This is a genomic window from Bradyrhizobium dasycarpum (genome assembly GCF_042019905.1).
Taxonomy (GTDB): Bacteria; Pseudomonadota; Alphaproteobacteria; order Rhizobiales; family Xanthobacteraceae; genus Bradyrhizobium; species Bradyrhizobium japonicum_B.
In genome coordinates this window covers 4,982,841-4,998,606 of record NZ_CP169574.1, presented here as the reverse complement: position 1 = coordinate 4,998,606, position 15,766 = coordinate 4,982,841, and the positions used below count along the sequence as shown (strand labels likewise).

The window sequence follows — 15,766 nt, the reverse complement described above, 5'->3', positions numbered from 1 at the left end:
GGCCTCCCCCGCGAGGGAGGAGGCCGTTGGTGCGCGTGGGGTCCAAGTCGCCCGCATCATCACCCTCTCGGGGCTTAAGCGGACTTCTTGTTGTTCTTGTCGTCGTCGACCTCGGTGAATTCCGCGTCGACGACGTCGTCCTTGGCCGCGTCCTTCTTGGCGTCGGCCTCGGCCTGCTGCTTGTACATGGCCTCACCGAGCTTCATCGAAGCCTGGGCCAGCGTGTTGGTCTTGGCCTTGATCGCCTCGGCGTCGTCGCCCTTCAGCGCTTCCTTGAGGTCGCTGACGGCGTCCTCGATGGCGCGGCGCTCGCTCTCGGCCACCTTCGAACCGTGCTCGGCCAGGGCCTTCTCGGTCGAATGCACCAGGCCATCGGCCTCGTTCTTGGCGGTGACGGCCTCGCGGCGCTTCTTGTCCGCCTCGGCATTGGCCTCGGCGTCCTTGACCATCTTCTCGATGTCGGCTTCCGACAGACCGCCGGAGGCCTGAATGCGGATCTGCTGCTCCTTGCCGGTGGCCTTGTCCTTGGCCGAGACGTTGACGATGCCGTTGGCGTCGATGTCGAAGGTCACCTCGATCTGCGGCATGCCGCGCGGAGCCGGCGGAATGCCCATCAGGTCGAACTGACCGAGCATCTTGTTGTCGGCCGCCATTTCACGCTCGCCCTGGAAGACGCGGATGGTGACCGCGTTCTGGTTGTCCTCGGCGGTCGAGAACACCTGGCTCTTCTTGGTCGGGATCGTGGTGTTGCGGTCGATGATGCGGGTGAACACGCCGCCCAGCGTCTCGATGCCCAGCGACAGCGGGGTCACGTCGAGCAGCAGCACGTCCTTGACGTCGCCCTGGAGCACGCCGGCCTGGATCGCAGCGCCGATCGCCACGACTTCGTCCGGGTTGACGCCCTTGTGCGGCTCCTTGCCGAACAGCTGCTTGACGACTTCCTGGACCTTCGGCATGCGCGACATGCCGCCGACCAGCACGACTTCGCCGATCTCACCGGCGGTCACGCCGGCATCCTTCAGCGCCTTGCGGCAGGGCTCGACGGTTTTCTGCACGAGGTCGTCGACCAGCGCTTCGAACTTGGCGCGGGTGAGCTTCATCGTCAGATGCTTCGGACCGGTCTGGTCCGCGGTGATGAACGGCAGGTTGATCTCGGTCTGCGTCGTCGAGGACAGCTCGATCTTGGCCTTCTCAGCGGCTTCCTTCAGGCGCTGCAACGCGAGCTTGTCGTTGCGCAGGTTAATGCCCTGCTCCTTCTGGAATTCGTCGGCGAGATAACCCACGAGGCGCATGTCGAAGTCTTCGCCGCCGAGGAAGGTGTCGCCGTTGGTCGACTTCACCTCGAACACGCCGTCGCCGATCTCGAGGATGGAGATATCGAACGTGCCGCCGCCGAGGTCGTAGACGGCGATCGTGCCGGCCTTGGTCTTGTCGAGGCCGTAGGCGAGCGCGGCCGCGGTCGGCTCGTTGATGATGCGCAGCACTTCGAGGCCCGCGATCTTGCCGGCGTCCTTGGTCGCCTGGCGCTGGGCGTCGTTGAAGTAGGCGGGAACGGTGATGACGGCCTGGTCGACCTTCTGGCCGAGATGGGCTTCCGCGGTCTCCTTCATCTTCTGCAAGATGAACGCCGAGACCTGCGAGGGCGAGTAGGTCTGGCCGTCGGCCTCGACCCAGGCGTCGCCGTTGGAAGCCTTCACGATCTTGTAGGGAACGAGCTTCTTGTCCTTCTCGACCATCGGGTCGTCGTAGCGGCGGCCGATGAGGCGCTTCACTGCGAAGAAGGTGCGCTCGGGATTGGTAACGGCCTGGCGCTTGGCCGGCTGGCCGACGAGACGCTCACCGTCGTCCGTGACGGCGACGATCGAGGGCGTCGTGCGCATGCCTTCGGAATTCTCGATGACTTTGGCGTTCTTGCCATCCATCACGGCGACGCACGAATTCGTGGTGCCGAGGTCGATCCCAATGACCTTTCCCATGGTCCTGATATCCTTCTTTTTGCGGCAGGTTGGCTGGGCCCAGAAGGCACCCAAACCGAAACCCCTAAGATCAAACATCCGCGATATTGCGATGATTGAGGCTCATATAGGAGGGGGGGAGGGGCCCGCAAGGACCGAAGCAACGTTTCTGCAGCTAAAACATCGGGTTTTGGAAGATCATATCCGGACTTCACCGCACTTGCGGGTGAGGAATTATTAACAGGTTCAGGCTTCGGCAAGCCCCGCTGCCGCGGGCCCCTCCGCCCTGTCGCCGCAAGCCCAAACCCGCTAAAAGGCGGACCGGCCAGGCAGCCGCCAATGCCGCCCCGCGCGACAAAGCGGCCCGGCGGCCGACCATCGAACGGCCTCAATGTGAACCAATCAGAGTGCCCATGAAGCTGATCCGCCCCCTCGCCGCGCTCGCCCTTCTCGCCGCCTCCGCGCTTCCGGCCGTCGCCGCCGACGCCGTGTTTCCGCCCGGCTTGCGTCTCGGCATGGTGCCGCTGGTCGGCCTCAACACGGCCAAGACCTTTCCGGGCTTCGAAAGCGAGGACGGCAGCGTCAAGGTGCTGGTCACCGAGCTGCCGCCGGCCGCCTATGGCGAGGTCGTGAGCGCCTTCAATTCCAATCCGGCCGGAGCGAACGGCATCAAGCAGGACAAGGTCGAGACCCCCGCCGGCCTTGCCTATTTCACCACCGAGACCGGCAAGGCCGGCGACACCCCGGTGAAGCGCTATTCGATGATCGTGCCGGGCGCCGGCTTCTCGGGCTATGTCGCGGTCCAGGTCCCGGAGAATGCGACCAAGATCTACACCGACGAGGCGGTGCGGCAGATGTTCGCGACCGCCACCACCCGCAGGCAGGTCTCGGCCGAGGAGCAGATCGCGCTGATGCCGTTCAAGATCACCGATCTCGCCGACTTCAAGGACATCCGCACGCTGGCGCCGGGCGCCAGCATTATCCTCGCCGACGGCAATGAGAGCGCAGGCTATGAATCGAAGCCGTTCATGATCCTCGGCCTGATCGGCGCAACTCCGCAAGTCGCCGAGGACCGCGCCCGCTTCGCCCAGGAGGCCGCGCTGCAGATCCCCGGCGTGCGCGAATCCCGCGTCACCATGTCGGAGCCGATCCGCATCAACGGCCAGCAAGGCTTCGAGACCCGGATCGACGGCGTCAGCGGCAAGGACAAGACGCCGGTGACGGTGGTGCAGTGGATTCGCTTCTCGAGCGGCGGCGCTTCGCTGCGCATCATCGCCAGCGCCCCGCGCGACCAGTGGCAGGCCGCCTTCACCCGCTTCCGCGCCGTGCGCGACGGCATTCAGCCGAAGGGGTAGCTGCATCTACGAACGAGATGCGCTCCCTCCCCCGCTTGCGGGGGAGGGCTGGGAGAGGTGTCTCCTCAATGGGACAATCCCCCAGAGGATAGAACCCCCTCCCGCCGCGCTTCGCGCGCCGACCTCTCCCGCAAGCGGGAGAGGTGCACCGAGCCTGCGGCTCAAGCCCAACCCCTCACCAACGTCGGCTGCATTTTCGGGCTTCTGTTCGTATACGAACGGAACTAGGCTTCGCTCCCGTTGGATCACCTTCAGGGGAGGCGAACGATGCTGGATCGGCGACAAGTCTTGGCAATGGTTGGAACGACGGCGCTGGCGACGCTGGCGCCGAGTGCACTCTTTGCAGCGGCACCGATCAAACCTGACGAGACCTCCGCGCTGCTCGTGATCGACGTGCAGAACTGCTTCCTGCCGGGCGGCAGCCTCGCGGTGAAGGACGGCGAGCAGGTGGTGCCCGTCATCAACAAGATCTCGAAGGCGTTTGCCAACGTGGTGATGACGCAGGACTGGCACACGCCAGGCCACGTTTCGTTCGCCTCGGTCCACTCCGGCAAGAAGCCGTTCGAGACCGTCGACCTTCCCTACGGCAAGCAGGTGCTGTGGCCCGATCATTGCGTGCAGGGCACCGACGGCGCGGCGCTGTCCAAGGACCTCGCCATTCCTCACGCCGAGCTCATCATCCGCAAGGGTTTTCACAAGAACGTCGACAGCTATTCGGCCTTCCTCGAGGCCGACGGCAAGACCTCGACGGGCCTTGCCGGATATTTGAAGGGACGCAAGATCAAGCGCGTCTTCGTCGCAGGGCTCGCGACGGATTTCTGCGTCGCCTGGACCGCGCTCGATGCGCGCAAGGCGGGCTTCGAGGTCTATGTGGTGGAAGACGCCTGCCGCGGCATCGACACCCAGGGCTCGCTCGCCAAGGCGTGGGCCGATATGGCCAAGGCCCGCGTGAAGCGGATCCAGTCCGCCGATATCGCGGTGAGTGCGTAAAGCAGCGCGCTATCCTTCCGTCATTCCGGGACGGCTCGAAGAGCCGAACCCGGAATCTCGAGATTCCGGGTTCGATGCTTCGCATCGCCCCGGAATGACGGCAGAACTCAGTTCGGCGCGCTGCTCGATTCGTTGTTGTTCGCCGCAGCCGCTGGCTTCGCGCCGCCCTTGGCGACGCCGACCAGAGCCGGGCGCAGCACGCGCTCGCCGATGGTGTAGCCGGCCTGCATGATCTGGACCACGGTGCCCGACGGCACCGACGCATCGGGCACTTCGTACATCGCCTGGTGGAAGTTCGGGTCGAACTTCTGGCCCTGCGGATCGAGCTTCTTCACGCCGTGCTTTTCCAGCGCGCTATGCAGCGCGCGCTCGGTGAGCTCGACGCCCTCGATCAGCGAGGTCAGGCCGGGATCGGCGGTGGCACGCGCCTCGGCCGGAACGGCGTCGAGCGCGCGTTGAAGATTGTCGGCGATGTCGAGCACGTCGCGGGCAAAGCCGGTGATGCCGTAGAGGCGGGCGTCAGCGACTTCCTTGGTGGTGCGCTTGCGCAAATTCTCCATCTCGGCCAGCGTCCGCAGCATGCGATCGCGCGCCTCGGCGACCTCCTTCTGCAGGGTCTCGACCGAGCCGGGCTCGGGATCGTCGGGCATGATGTAGGGCTTTGACGCCACGGGCTCGCCAGTCGGCGCGGCCGCGTCTTCGGGTTGCCGGTCTCGATCGGTCATCGGCTCTCTTCTCGAACTCGTCTGGACTCAAGGTGGTCTGGGATTGTTGGCCCGCATATCGTGCTTTGAGCCGCGAAAATCAAGCGCCCGTGATCGGCGGAAAGGCCGGTCAGCCCCCCAAAAGGCGGCTGACGATGCGGGCGGCATAGTCCACCGTCGGGATCACGCGGGCATAATTCAGCCGCGTCGGGCCAATCACCCCGAGGACGCCGACGATGTGGCCGGCGGCATCCCGATAGGGCGCGATGATGGTGGAGGACCCCGACAGCGAGAACAGCTTGTTCTCGCTGCCGATGAAGATGCGCACGCCCTCGGCCGTCTCGGCCCGGCCGAGCAGATCGATCACGCCGCGCTTGGTCCCCGAGATCGTCGAACAACAGGCGCACCCGCTCCAGATCCTCCAGCGCGTGCAGATCTTCCAGCAGATTGGCATGGCCGCGCACGATGAGCTGGCGGTCCTCGTTCTCGCCGCCGGACCAGCTGGCGATGCCGGCGGAAATCACCTTCTGTGCGAGCTGGTCGAGCTCGGCGCGGGCCTCGCCCAGCGCCGTCTCAAGCTCGAGCCGCGCCTCGGCCAGGGTGCGGCCGCGGATTCGCGCGTTGAGGAAATTGCCGGCTTCGGTGATCGCCGAGGACGGAACTCCAGGGGGCAGCGTCAGCACGCGGTTCTCGACCTGGCCGTCCTCGCCGACGAGGATGACCAGGGCTTTCTCCGGTTCCAGGCGGACGAATTCGATGTGCTTGAGCCGCGCATTGGACTTTGGCGTCAGCACCACCGCCGCGGCCCGCGTCAGTCCGGACAGCCGCGTCAGCGCCTGGTCCAGCGCCGCCTCGACCGAGTGCGCCTGGCCTACGGACGTGAGCTGGCTCTGGATCGACTGCCGTTCGGCCTCGTTGAGGTCGCCGACCTGCATCAGGGCATCGACGAAGAAGCGCAAGCCGAGTTCCGTCGGCAGCCGGCCGGCGGAGGTGTGCGGCGCATAGATCAGGCCGAGCTGTTCCAGATCGGCCATGACGTTGCGGACCGAGGCTGGCGACAGCGGCATCGCGATCAGGCGCGAGATATTGCGCGAGCCCACGGGCTCACCGGTCGCGAGGTAACTTTCGACAATTTGACGAAAGATATCGCGGGAACGCTCGTTGAGCTGGGCGAGGCCTGCGCGCGGCGCGATCAGATGGATCGGATCGTGATGGGCCACAGCGGTAACTCCTCTCAGGTCCTCATAATTTGTCCATCCCGGGCGCTTCTGACAAGCGTGGCGTTTGCCGGCCCGGAATCAGGGGCCGAATAAGCCCTTGCCGCCCACCTTCGCCCCACCTACAAGCACCGCCAACAGCCTTTCCCGTGAGTTTTGGAGGATTTCCCATGCGGCCAAGCCGCCGTGCGCCCGACGAATTGCGCCCCGTGACGCTGGAGCGCGGCGTGGTCAAATATGCGGAAGGCTCCTGCCTGGTGAAGTTCGGCGACACCCATGTGCTGGTCACCGCCACGCTGGAAGACCGCCTGCCGCCGTGGCTGAAGGGCCAGGGCCGCGGCTGGGTCACCGCCGAATACGGCATGCTGCCGCGCGCCACCTCGGAACGCACTCGCCGCGAGGCCGCCGCCGGCAAGCAGAGCGGCCGCACCGTCGAGATCCAGCGTCTGATCGGCCGCTCGCTTCGCACCATCGTCGACCTCGAGGCCCTCGGCGAGCGCCAGATCACGGTCGATTGCGACGTGCTTCAGGCCGACGGCGGCACGCGCACGGCCTCGATCACCGGCGCCTGGGTCGCGCTCGCCGACTGCGTCAACTGGATGAAGGCGCGCAACATGATCAAGGCCAACGTCATGCGCGACAACGTCGCCGCGATCTCCTGCGGCATCTACAACGGCACGCCGGTGCTCGATCTCGATTATGCCGAAGATTCGGAAGCCCAGACCGACGCCAATTTCGTCATGACCGGCGACGGCCGCATCATCGAGGTGCAGGGCACGGCGGAACGCGAACCGTTCACGGAAGCCGAGTTCCTGGCGCTGATGGCGTTGGCGCGCAAGGGCGTTGCGCGTCTGGTGGACTTGCAGAAACTGGCTGTGGCGTAGTCAATAGGCCCATGCACCGCCGAATCACCGGAAAGCTCGTCGTCGCTACCCACAATCCCGGCAAGCTGGCCGAGATGCGGGAGCTGCTCGCGCCCCACGGCGTCGAGGCGGTGTCGGCCGGCGAGCTCGGCCTCGCCGAGCCGGAGGAGACCGGCAACGATTTCCGCAGCAACGCCGCGATCAAGGCGATCGCGGCGGCGCAGGCGACCAAACTGCCCGCCTTCGCCGACGATTCCGGCATCGCGGTCGACGCGCTCGACGGCGCGCCCGGCATCTACAGCGCGCGCTGGGCCGGCCCGACCAAGGACTTCAACGCGGCGATGGCGCAGATCGAGCGCCTGTTGCAGGAGCGCGGCGCCACCACGCCGGACCGCCGGAGAGCGCATTTCGTCTCCGCGCTGTGCGTGGCCTGGCCCGACCATCATCTCGAAGAGGTCGAGGCGCGCGTCGATGGCACTCTGGTCTGGCCGCCGCGCGGCAACGCCGGCTTCGGCTACGATCCGATGTTCCTGCCCGATGGTCACGACCGCACCTTCGGCGAGATGGAGAGCATCGAGAAGCACGGCCTGCCGCCGCTGGGTCTCGGCCTGTCGCACCGTGCCCGCGCCTTCCGGAAACTGGCGGAGATCTGCCTTGAGCCGCGATAGAGCGTTTTCGAGCGAAGTGGATGCCGGTTCGCGCCGGGAAAACGCGTCAAAACGACAATCCGAAGCCTTCGGCGTCTACGTGCACTGGCCGTTCTGCCTGTCGAAGTGCCCCTATTGCGACTTCAACAGCCATGTCCGCCACGCCGCGATCGACGAAGCGCGCTTTGCCTCCGCGTTCGCGCGCGAGATCGAAACGACCGCGGCGCGCGCGCCCGGCCGCGAAGTCACCTCGATTTTCCTTGGCGGCGGTACGCCATCTCTGATGCAGCCCGCAACCGTCGGCGCGGTGCTCGATGCGATCGGCAAGCACTGGACCGTCGCACGCGACGTCGAAGTCACGCTCGAAGCCAACCCGACCAGCGTCGAGGCCACGCGCTTTGCCGGCTATCGCAGCGCCGGCGTCAACCGCGTCTCGCTCGGCGTGCAGGCGCTTGATGACGCCTCGCTGAAGGCGCTGGGACGCCTGCACAGCGCGCGCGAGGCGCTCGATGCCGTCGCCATCGCGCGCCGTTCGTTCGACCGTTATTCGTTCGACCTGATCTATGCCCGCCCTGACCAGACGCCGGCGATGTGGGCCGATGAGCTGCGCCTCGCCATCGATGAAGCGGCCGAGCATCTGTCGCTCTATCAGCTGACGATCGAGGAAGGCACGCCGTTCTTCGGCCTGCACCAGGCCGGCAAGTTGAAGACGCCGGATGAAGCGGTCGCGCGCGCGCTCTACGACGTCACGCAGGAGACCTGCGACAAGCTCGGTCTGCCCGCCTACGAGATCTCCAACCACGCGCGGCGCGGCGCCGAGTGTCGGCACAATCTGGTGTACTGGCGCGGCGAGGAATACGCCGGCATCGGTCCCGGCGCCCATGGCCGCCTCGACATCGACGGTGTCAGGCACGCCACCGCCACCGAGAAGCGTCCCGAGGCCTGGCTGCTGCGGGTCGAGACCAACGGCCATGGCGTGGTCACCGACGAGCTGCTCAACAGCGAGGAACGCGCCGACGAATTCCTGCTGATGGGATTGCGCCTCGCCGAAGGCATCGACCCCGAACGCTACAAGGCGCTCTCCGGCCGTCCGCTCGACCCCAAGCGCATCGCGCTCTTGCGCGAGGAAGGCGCAATCACGGTCGATGCAACGGGACGCCTGCGCGTGACCAGCAGTGGATTCCCGGTGCTCGATGCAGTGGTCGCGGATCTCGCGGCATAACGGGATCCTGTAGGGAGGGCAAAGGCGCACTTGCGCCGTGCCCACCATCTCACTCGACCGCAAAAAATGCGTGGGCCACCCTACGGCACCGTCGTCCGGAGCTACGCTCCAAAGCTCTTCGGCGAGCCTGCGACCGCGACGCCGCCGCCTTGCGTCACCTTCATCACGGCAAGACCGCGTTCATTGGTGCCGTCGGCGCGGAAGCGGAACAGGCCGTCGATGCCGGCAAAGCCGGAGGGATTGGTGAGCACGTCGGGCGAGAAGCGCGTGGTGCCTTGCGTGCGCGCGAGCGCGGCGACGAGCGCGACGGCGTCATAGGCGAGCGTCGCGGTGCGGATCGGCTCGGCGCCGTATTTGGTGCGGTAGCGGCCGGAGAAGGCGCGGAAGCCGGCCGGGTCGGGCGCAGCGTAAAGGCCCCCTGGAGCGCGGCGCTGGCATAGACCCGCGGATTGTCCCACAAGCCGGTGCCGAGCAGCTGGATGTTGCGCAGATTCGCGCCCGCGGCCGTCATCGCGTCGGCCACCGACACCACGGCATCGCCGTCATCGGCGATGAACAGCGCGTCCGCACTGCCGAGCTGCTGCGCCACCGTGCGCGCCGGCGTGGCGCGATCGGCGCCGTATTTCTCGAACGCAACGATGCGCCCGCCACGGCGCGGCGCCGCCACCTTCACCGCGGCCTCGACGACATTGCCATAGGCATTGTCGGGCACGAGCACGGCGAGCGAACGCTTTCCGATGCTGGCGGAATATTCGACGATGCGATTGACGTCGGATTCCGGCAGGAAGGAGAGCAGATAGACGCCGCGGCCGGCGATGCTGGAATCGGTCGAGAACGCGATGACGGAAATGCCGCGCGTGCGCGCGACCTGCGCCACCGCCGGCACCGATTGCGCGAACAGCGGCCCGAGGATGATCTCGGCGCCTTCGTCGACCGCCTGCTGCGCGCCGGCCTGGGCGCCTTGCGGGCTGCCGTTGTCGTCCTTGATCAGGAGCTGGATGTTCGGGTTCTGGAACTCGGCCAGCGCCATCTCGGCGGCGTTGCGCATGGATTGCGCGGCAAGGCCGGCATTGCCGGCCGCGGACAGCGGCAGGATCACGGCGACCTTGACCCCGCCGGTGCCGGCCGTCGTCGCCTGCTGCGGAGGACCGGCCGGCTGGGCTGGCGGAGCCGAGCTCGAATGGGTTGGAGAACTGACTGAGACTCTGCTGCACGCCGGCACAGGCCGACAGCAGGGGCGCGCCGAGCAACAGGCCGAGCGCGCTCCGGCGGGTCGCCCCCGACATCAGGGACCCCGGAATGGGAGACTTAGGAAAACGCGGGCCCACCATGGCAGCTTCTCTTCTGACCCGCCGTCGCCGGCCGGTCATGATCTTCCTTCCACGGCGCAGGCCGCGGATTCAGGCATATTGTCGGCAAATAGTTAACCAAAACAAAAGGATAATAACCGCTTAACGCGGCCGCCTTCCTGTCCCGGCAGCTGTTCGCCGTCGCTCATCCAGCATCAAGGCGGAGTTTCCGTCGCGAATATGGCGCGAGGGCCCTCACCCCCTCCCGACGTGATCCCGACCGATCACATTCCCGTCCGTTCCCCCCGTTCCCAGCCCCTCACCTCGCCACGATCTTTTTCGGCAAGCCGGTTCCCAGCCCTGCGGATCGTGCCTAAGTTGACCTCATTATGCGCGCAAAGCCGGCCCCGATAAATACGTCTGAAGCTCAAGAGGCCGCCTCGCGCGGTTTCTCCATCGATGCCCATCGGTTCACCGCGCCGAAGGCGGCACCGGGCCTGCATCTGGTCGCAACCCCGATCGGCAATCTCGGCGACATCACGCTGCGGGCGCTGCAGACCCTCGCCGGCGTCGACGTCATCGCCTGCGAGGACACAAGGATCACCCGGCGCCTGACCGAGCGCTACGCCATCGCAGCGCAGCTCAAGCAATATCACGAGCACAATGCGGAAACCGCCCGTCCAAAAATCCTGGAGGCGCTCGCGGCCGGCGGCTCCGTCGCGCTGGTCTCGGATGCCGGCACGCCCCTGATCTCCGATCCCGGCTTCAAGCTGGTGCGAGAGGTCTGCGCCGCCGGCCACTCCGTGCACGCGCTGCCGGGCCCGTCTTCCGTCCTCGCCGCGCTGTCGGTGGCGGCGCTGCCGACCGACCGCTTCTTCTTCGAGGGTTTCCTGCCGTCGAAGTCCGCCGCGCGCCGCGCCCGCCTGGCCGAGCTCGCGCGGATCGACGCGACGCTGGTGATGTTCGAGTCCGGAAACCGGATGCAGGCCACTTTGACCGATCTCGCCGAGATCATGGGCGAGCAGGGACGCCGCAATCTGCCGCGAGCTGACCAAGCTGCATGAGGAGGTCAGACGCGCGCCCCTCGCCGAGCTGTCGCGGCAGGCGGACGCGCCGGAGACGCGCGGCGAGTTCGTCCTGGTGATCGGCCCGCCGCCCGCGAATGCCGAGGTGCTGACGATGGATGCGCTCGATGGCCTCTTGCGCGAGCAGCTGGCCGCGCACAGCGTCAAGGATGCGGTCGCGCATGCCGTCGCGCTGTCGGGCCGGCCGCGCCGCGAGGTCTATGCCCGCGCGCTCGAGCTCGCAAAGGATTCGCGGGGCGGCGATGGCGAAGACTGAGATCCCCAGGGAACCAAAGGTCGCCTCGCCCGAGCGCGTCGCCGCGTTTCACACCGGCATCTCCGCGGAAAGCCGCGCTGCCGCCTTTCTCATGGCCAAGGGCTATCGCATTCTCGCCAAGCGCTACCGCACGGCGCATGGCGAGATCGACATCGTGGCGCGCCGCCGCAACCTGATCGCGTTCGTCGAGGTCAAGGCGCGCGCGACGCTGGACGATGCCGCCTTTGCCGTGACGCCGCGCCAGCAGCGGCGCATCATCGATGCCGCGCAAGGCTGGCTCGTCGCGCATCCCGAGCATGCCGAATTCGAATTGCGATTCTGACGCCATGCTGATTGCGCCGCGCTCACTTCCGCGCCATGTGTTGGCGGCATTCGACGCCTCGACCTGAAAGGCAGACCATGAAACTGAACGTCGCCGTCCAGATGGACCCCATCGCCCGCATCAACATCAAGGGCGATTCCACCTTCGCACTGCTGCTGGAGGCGCAGAGACGCGGCCACGGCCTGTCCTATTACACGCCCGACAAGCTCTCGATGGTCGGCGAGGAGATCGTCGCTCCGGTTCATCTGCTGACCGTGCGCGACGAGCCCGGCAACCATTTCACGCTAGGGGAGCCCAGGCGCGAGGCGCTGAACGGCTTCGACGTGGTGCTGCTGCGCCAGGATCCGCCGTTCGATCTCGCCTACATCACCTCGACGCATCTTCTGGAGCGCATCCATCCGAAGACCCTGGTGGTCAACGATCCCGCCTCGGTCCGCAACGCGCCGGAAAAGCTGTTCGTGATGAACTTTCCGCAGCTGATGCCACCGACGCTGATCTCGCGCGACGTCGATGAGATCAACGCGTTTCGCGACAAGCATGGTGCCGTCGTGATGAAGCCGCTGCACGGCCATGGCGGCGCGGCGGTGTTCCGTGTGATGCCGCAGGACATGAATTTCGGCTCGCTGTTCGACATGTTCTCCGTGACGTTCAGGGAGCCGTGGGTGATCCAGCAGTTCATCCCGGAGGTGAAGCACGGCGACAAGCGCATCATCCTGGTCAACGGTGAGTTCGCCGGCGCGGTGAACCGCGTGCCGGCCGCCGACGACCTGCGATCCAACATGGTGCGCGGCGGTGCGGCGCAGGAGACCGAGCTCACCCCGCGCGAGCGCGAGATCTGCGCCACCCTCGGCCCGGCCTTGCGCGAGCGCGGTCTGTTGTTCGTCGGCATCGACGTCATCAACGGCAACCTCACCGAGATCAACGTGACCTCGCCCACGGGCATCCGCGCCATCGCGCGGCTCGGCGGGCCCGACGTCGCCGCGAAGATCTGGGACGTGATCGAAGAGAAGCGGAAGAAGTAGCCCACCGCAATGATCGCACTCCCGAACGTCGTCCCGGACAAGCGAAGCGCAGATCCGGGACGATAACCACAAGAAGGTATGGTTGCGGGGACTCGGAGTTGCCGATTCGCACCGCCGCTCCTCCCTGCGGTTATGCATCCCCGCGTTCGCGGGGACGACAGCGTTGGTGCGGCGAGCTAGTACGGCCTCACTCGCATCGTCGCGAGCTCATCACTAACCACCCATTCACCATCACGCCCTCCGCATCGGGCCAACGCACCTGCGCGCTTACGTGAAACTACGGGGCCGCTGGCCGACTGAATAACGCCGCGTTCACCATCTGCCGAGAACCAGCGTCCCAGCCGGTGAGCGCGCCCGGCCTCGCAACACCCCTTATACTTTTACTCCCTACTCATCGACACGGGGGAACCCGCCAGGTGCGGTTCGAGTGCCCCGCGTATGAGTAAAGCGTATGAACACCGCACGCATTGTCGTTCTCGTCATCGCGCTGGCCGCCGGCGGCGTCGCTGCGTATCTGGCGAGCGGCTATCAGAATGCCCCCGCGCCCGTTGAGGCCGTCGTCGAGAAGCTGCCGACGGTTGAAGTCCTCATCGCCAAGAACGACATCCAGCTCGGCCAGGCGCTCAAGCCTGAGGATCTGCAATGGCAGACCTGGCCGGCGGCGACCGCAAGCAGCGCCTTCATCCGCCGTGACAGCAGACCCGAGGCGCAGAGCCAGATCGCCGGCTCGATCGCGCGCGTCCCCCTGATGCAGGGCGAGCCGATCCGCGAGCAGAAGCTGGTCAAGGCCGAAGGCTCCGGCTTCATGGCCGCGATCCTGCCTTCCGGCATGCGCGCCGTTTCGACCGAGATCTCCGCCGAAACCGGCGCCGGCGGCTTCATCCTGCCGAACGACCGCGTCGATATCGTGCTGACGCGTCGCCTGAAGAATCCCGATACCAACGGCCCGACCGCCGGCAACGACCTCATCGTGTCCGAAGTCATCCTGACCAACATTCGCGTGCTCGCGATCGATCAGGCGCCGAAGGAAAAGGACGGTCAGACCGCCGTAGTCGGCAAGACCGTCACGCTCGAGCTCAAGCCCGACCAGGTCGCCACGCTGTCGGCCGCGCGGCAGGGCGGCACGCTCCAGCTTGCGCTGCGAAGCATCGTCGATGCCAACGCGACGGAAGTCAGCGTCGAGGACCAGGGCGCAAAGCGCTCCGCAGGCATCGACGTCATCCGCTACGGCGTGCAGACGCGGCAACTGACGTCACAGAAGTGATGGGGACATGATGAATTACGGGGATGATCGGATGGGCCTGCGCATTCGGGGGAAGCGCGCGCGCTCGTTCTGGACGGGGACGATGCTGATGCTGGGGCTGCTCGCGGCGCCCGGTTCCGTTGACGCCGCCGAGGCGCCGGTCGGCGATCAGGCGCCGATCCAGGCGCCGGATCTCGGTGTGTCGCCGGTCGCGACGATCGCGTCGGCGCGGACGCGCTTTCTCTCGCTCGGCATCGGCAAATCCGTCGTCATCGACCTGCCCCGCGAGGTCAAGGACGTGCTGGTGGCCGACCCCAAGATCGCCAATGCGGTGATCCGCTCGGCTCAGCGCGCCTATATCATCGGTGGTCAGGTCGGCCAGACCAACGTCGTTTTCTTCGCCGCCGACGGCCAGCAGGTCGCCTCCTATGACATCGCGGTCAAGCGCGATCTCAACGGCATGCGGACGGCCCTGCGCCAGTCGCTGCCGGGCGTGCAGATCGAGGGCGTCGGCGACAGCGTGATGCTGACCGGATCGGTGTCAAGCCCGGTCGAGGCGCAGCAGGCCGGCGACGTCGCCGCAAAGCTGGTCGGCGGATCGGACAAGGTCGTCAACAACATCGTCGTGCGCGGTCGCGACCAGGTGATGCTCAAGGTCGTCGTCGGCGAAGTGCGCCGCGACATCGTCAAGCAGCTCGGCGTCGATCTCAGCGCCAGCCTGAATGCCGGCACGGCCGTGGTGAATTTCAACAATTCCAACCCGTTCTCGGTCTCGGGCGGCCCGATCGTCGGCAGCAACGGGCTCGGCGTCGCCGGCCTCGCCAAGGGCGTCGCCACCGTCAGCGCCACCATGCGCGCGATGGAAAGCGCCGGCGTGATGCGGACGCTCGCCGAACCGAGCCTGACGGCGATCTCGGGCGAATCCGCCACCTTCATCGCCGGCGGCGAATTCCCGATCCCCGCGGGCTATTCCTGCGATCCGGTCACCCACGTCTGTACCACCCAGGTCACCTACAAGAAGTTCGGTATCTCCCTGAACTTCACCCCGGTCGTGCTGAGCGAAGGCCGCATCAGCCTGCGGGTGATGACCGAGGTGTCGGAACTGTCGAATACGAACTCGATCACGTTGACGCAGGCGGTATCCTCGACCTCGAGCAACTCGATCACCATTCCCTCGATCCAGACCCGCCGCGCCGAGACCACGCTCGAGATTCCCTCGGGCGGCTCGATGGCGATGGCGGGCCTGATCCAGCAGCAGACCAAGCAGGCGATCAACGGCCTGCCGGGCGTCGACCAGGTGCCGATCATCGGCGCGCTGTTCCGCAGTCAGGACTTCGTCAACAACGAGACCGAGCTGATGGTGATCGTGACGCCCTATGTGGTGCGCGCGGTGGCGCAGAAGGAATTGTCGCGGCCCGACGACGGCTTCGCACCGGCCTCCGATGCGCAGACCGCGCTGCTCGGCCGCATGAACCGGCTCTATGGCACCACGCGGAGCGTCGATCCGATCAACGGCACGCCCGGCGATTTCGGCTTCATCATCGACTGAGGCGAACGGTTTGGGGACCGCGGCAAGCAACGGGGCAAGAGGGGACC

Annotated in this window: 11 protein-coding genes and 3 pseudogenes; 10 read left to right on the top strand and 4 right to left on the bottom strand. The window is 66.4% G+C overall.

Annotated elements, in window-relative coordinates; translation table 11 throughout:
- Positions 1-74: 74 nt before the first annotated feature.
- Positions 75-1,976 carry a molecular chaperone DnaK gene (gene dnaK, locus ACETMP_RS23925; protein ID WP_028133546.1) on the bottom strand — a complete coding sequence of 634 codons (1,902 nt, stop codon included), beginning with the start codon at positions 1,974-1,976 and terminating at the stop codon, positions 75-77.
- 392 nt (positions 1,977-2,368) lie between these two features.
- Here dnaK and ACETMP_RS23920 point away from each other — a divergent pair, with 392 nt between their 5' ends.
- Both ACETMP_RS23920 and pncA read left to right on the top strand, forming a co-directional pair.
- Complete coding sequence (locus ACETMP_RS23920; protein WP_375158107.1) at positions 2,369-3,310, top strand: hypothetical protein; 942 nt, start codon at positions 2,369-2,371, stop codon at positions 3,308-3,310.
- Between the two features lie 267 nt (positions 3,311-3,577).
- Positions 3,578-4,300 carry a bifunctional nicotinamidase/pyrazinamidase gene (gene pncA / locus ACETMP_RS23915; RefSeq protein WP_375158106.1) on the top strand — a complete coding sequence of 241 codons (723 nt, stop codon included), beginning with the start codon at positions 3,578-3,580 and terminating at the stop codon, positions 4,298-4,300.
- 107 nt (positions 4,301-4,407) lie between these two features.
- Here the strand turns inward: pncA and grpE are convergent, their stop codons facing one another.
- Together grpE and hrcA are read right to left on the bottom strand one after the other, a co-directional pair.
- Positions 4,408-5,025, bottom strand: a complete 618-nt coding sequence (gene grpE / locus ACETMP_RS23910; protein WP_028133543.1) for a nucleotide exchange factor GrpE — start codon at positions 5,023-5,025, stop codon at positions 4,408-4,410.
- Between the two features lie 109 nt (positions 5,026-5,134).
- Positions 5,135-6,224 (bottom strand): annotated as a pseudogene (gene hrcA, locus ACETMP_RS23905) (heat-inducible transcriptional repressor HrcA).
- A 167-nt stretch (positions 6,225-6,391) separates the two neighbouring features.
- Between hrcA and rph the strand changes: the two are divergent.
- Genes rph through hemW form a run of 3 tightly spaced genes read left to right on the top strand, consistent with a single transcriptional unit; the run spans position 6,392 to position 8,953 of the window.
- Entirely contained in the window at positions 6,392-7,105 is a 714-nt protein-coding gene (gene rph / locus ACETMP_RS23900; protein ID WP_028133541.1) for a ribonuclease PH, read from the top strand.
- Positions 7,106-7,116: 11 nt separating this feature from the next.
- Positions 7,117-7,752, top strand: coding sequence for an RdgB/HAM1 family non-canonical purine NTP pyrophosphatase (gene rdgB, locus ACETMP_RS23895; RefSeq protein ID WP_375158105.1), 636 nt, complete (start codon positions 7,117-7,119; stop codon positions 7,750-7,752).
- Positions 7,753-7,768: 16 nt separating this feature from the next.
- The gene (gene hemW / locus ACETMP_RS23890) at positions 7,769-8,953 is read left to right on the top strand and encodes a radical SAM family heme chaperone HemW (protein WP_375161977.1); all 1,185 of its coding nucleotides are present in this window, start codon (positions 7,769-7,771) and stop codon (positions 8,951-8,953) included.
- A gap of 163 nt (positions 8,954-9,116) precedes the next feature.
- On the opposite strand, the gene ACETMP_RS23885 is transcribed toward hemW, so the two are convergent.
- On the bottom strand, positions 9,117-10,052 hold the full coding sequence (locus tag ACETMP_RS23885; protein ID WP_375158104.1) for a penicillin-binding protein activator: 936 nt from the start codon (positions 10,050-10,052) through the stop codon (positions 9,117-9,119).
- Between the two features lie 579 nt (positions 10,053-10,631).
- Here ACETMP_RS23885 and rsmI point away from each other — a divergent pair.
- The 5 genes and pseudogenes from rsmI (at position 10,632) to ACETMP_RS23860 (ending at position 15,719) form a co-directional block, all read left to right on the top strand.
- Positions 10,632-11,583 (top strand): annotated as a pseudogene (gene rsmI, locus ACETMP_RS23880) (16S rRNA (cytidine(1402)-2'-O)-methyltransferase).
- Positions 11,570-11,972: pseudogene (locus ACETMP_RS23875) on the top strand (YraN family protein). Before rsmI ends, ACETMP_RS23875 begins: the two co-directional pseudogenes overlap by 14 nt.
- 10 nt (positions 11,973-11,982) lie before the next feature.
- Entirely contained in the window at positions 11,983-12,927 is a 945-nt protein-coding gene (gene gshB, locus ACETMP_RS23870) for a glutathione synthase (protein WP_375158103.1), read from the top strand.
- 451 nt (positions 12,928-13,378) lie between these two features.
- Positions 13,379-14,191 (top strand): Flp pilus assembly protein CpaB, encoded by an 813-nt coding sequence (gene cpaB / locus ACETMP_RS23865; RefSeq protein ID WP_375158102.1) that lies wholly within the window; start codon positions 13,379-13,381, stop codon positions 14,189-14,191.
- 10 nt (positions 14,192-14,201) lie between these two features.
- Complete coding sequence (locus tag ACETMP_RS23860) at positions 14,202-15,719, top strand: type II and III secretion system protein family protein (protein WP_375161976.1); 1,518 nt, start codon at positions 14,202-14,204, stop codon at positions 15,717-15,719.
- Positions 15,720-15,766 lie beyond the last annotated feature (47 nt).

Bases quoted from the DNA above. Each gene is read 5' to 3' on its own strand.
- dnaK (WP_028133546.1), bottom strand. From the start codon at position 1,976: ATGGGAAAGGTCATTGGGATCGACCTCGGCACCACGAATTCGTGCGTC.
- ACETMP_RS23920 (WP_375158107.1), top strand. From the start codon at position 2,369: ATGAAGCTGATCCGCCCCCTCGCCGCGCTCGCCCTTCTCGCCGCCTCC.
- pncA (WP_375158106.1), top strand. From the start codon at position 3,578: ATGCTGGATCGGCGACAAGTCTTGGCAATGGTTGGAACGACGGCGCTG.
- grpE (WP_028133543.1), bottom strand. From the start codon at position 5,025: ATGACCGATCGAGACCGGCAACCCGAAGACGCGGCCGCGCCGACTGGC.
- rph (WP_028133541.1), top strand. From the start codon at position 6,392: ATGCGGCCAAGCCGCCGTGCGCCCGACGAATTGCGCCCCGTGACGCTG.
- rdgB (WP_375158105.1), top strand. From the start codon at position 7,117: ATGCACCGCCGAATCACCGGAAAGCTCGTCGTCGCTACCCACAATCCC.
- gshB (WP_375158103.1), top strand. From the start codon at position 11,983: ATGAAACTGAACGTCGCCGTCCAGATGGACCCCATCGCCCGCATCAAC.
- cpaB (WP_375158102.1), top strand. From the start codon at position 13,379: ATGAACACCGCACGCATTGTCGTTCTCGTCATCGCGCTGGCCGCCGGC.
- ACETMP_RS23860 (WP_375161976.1), top strand. From the start codon at position 14,202: ATGAATTACGGGGATGATCGGATGGGCCTGCGCATTCGGGGGAAGCGC.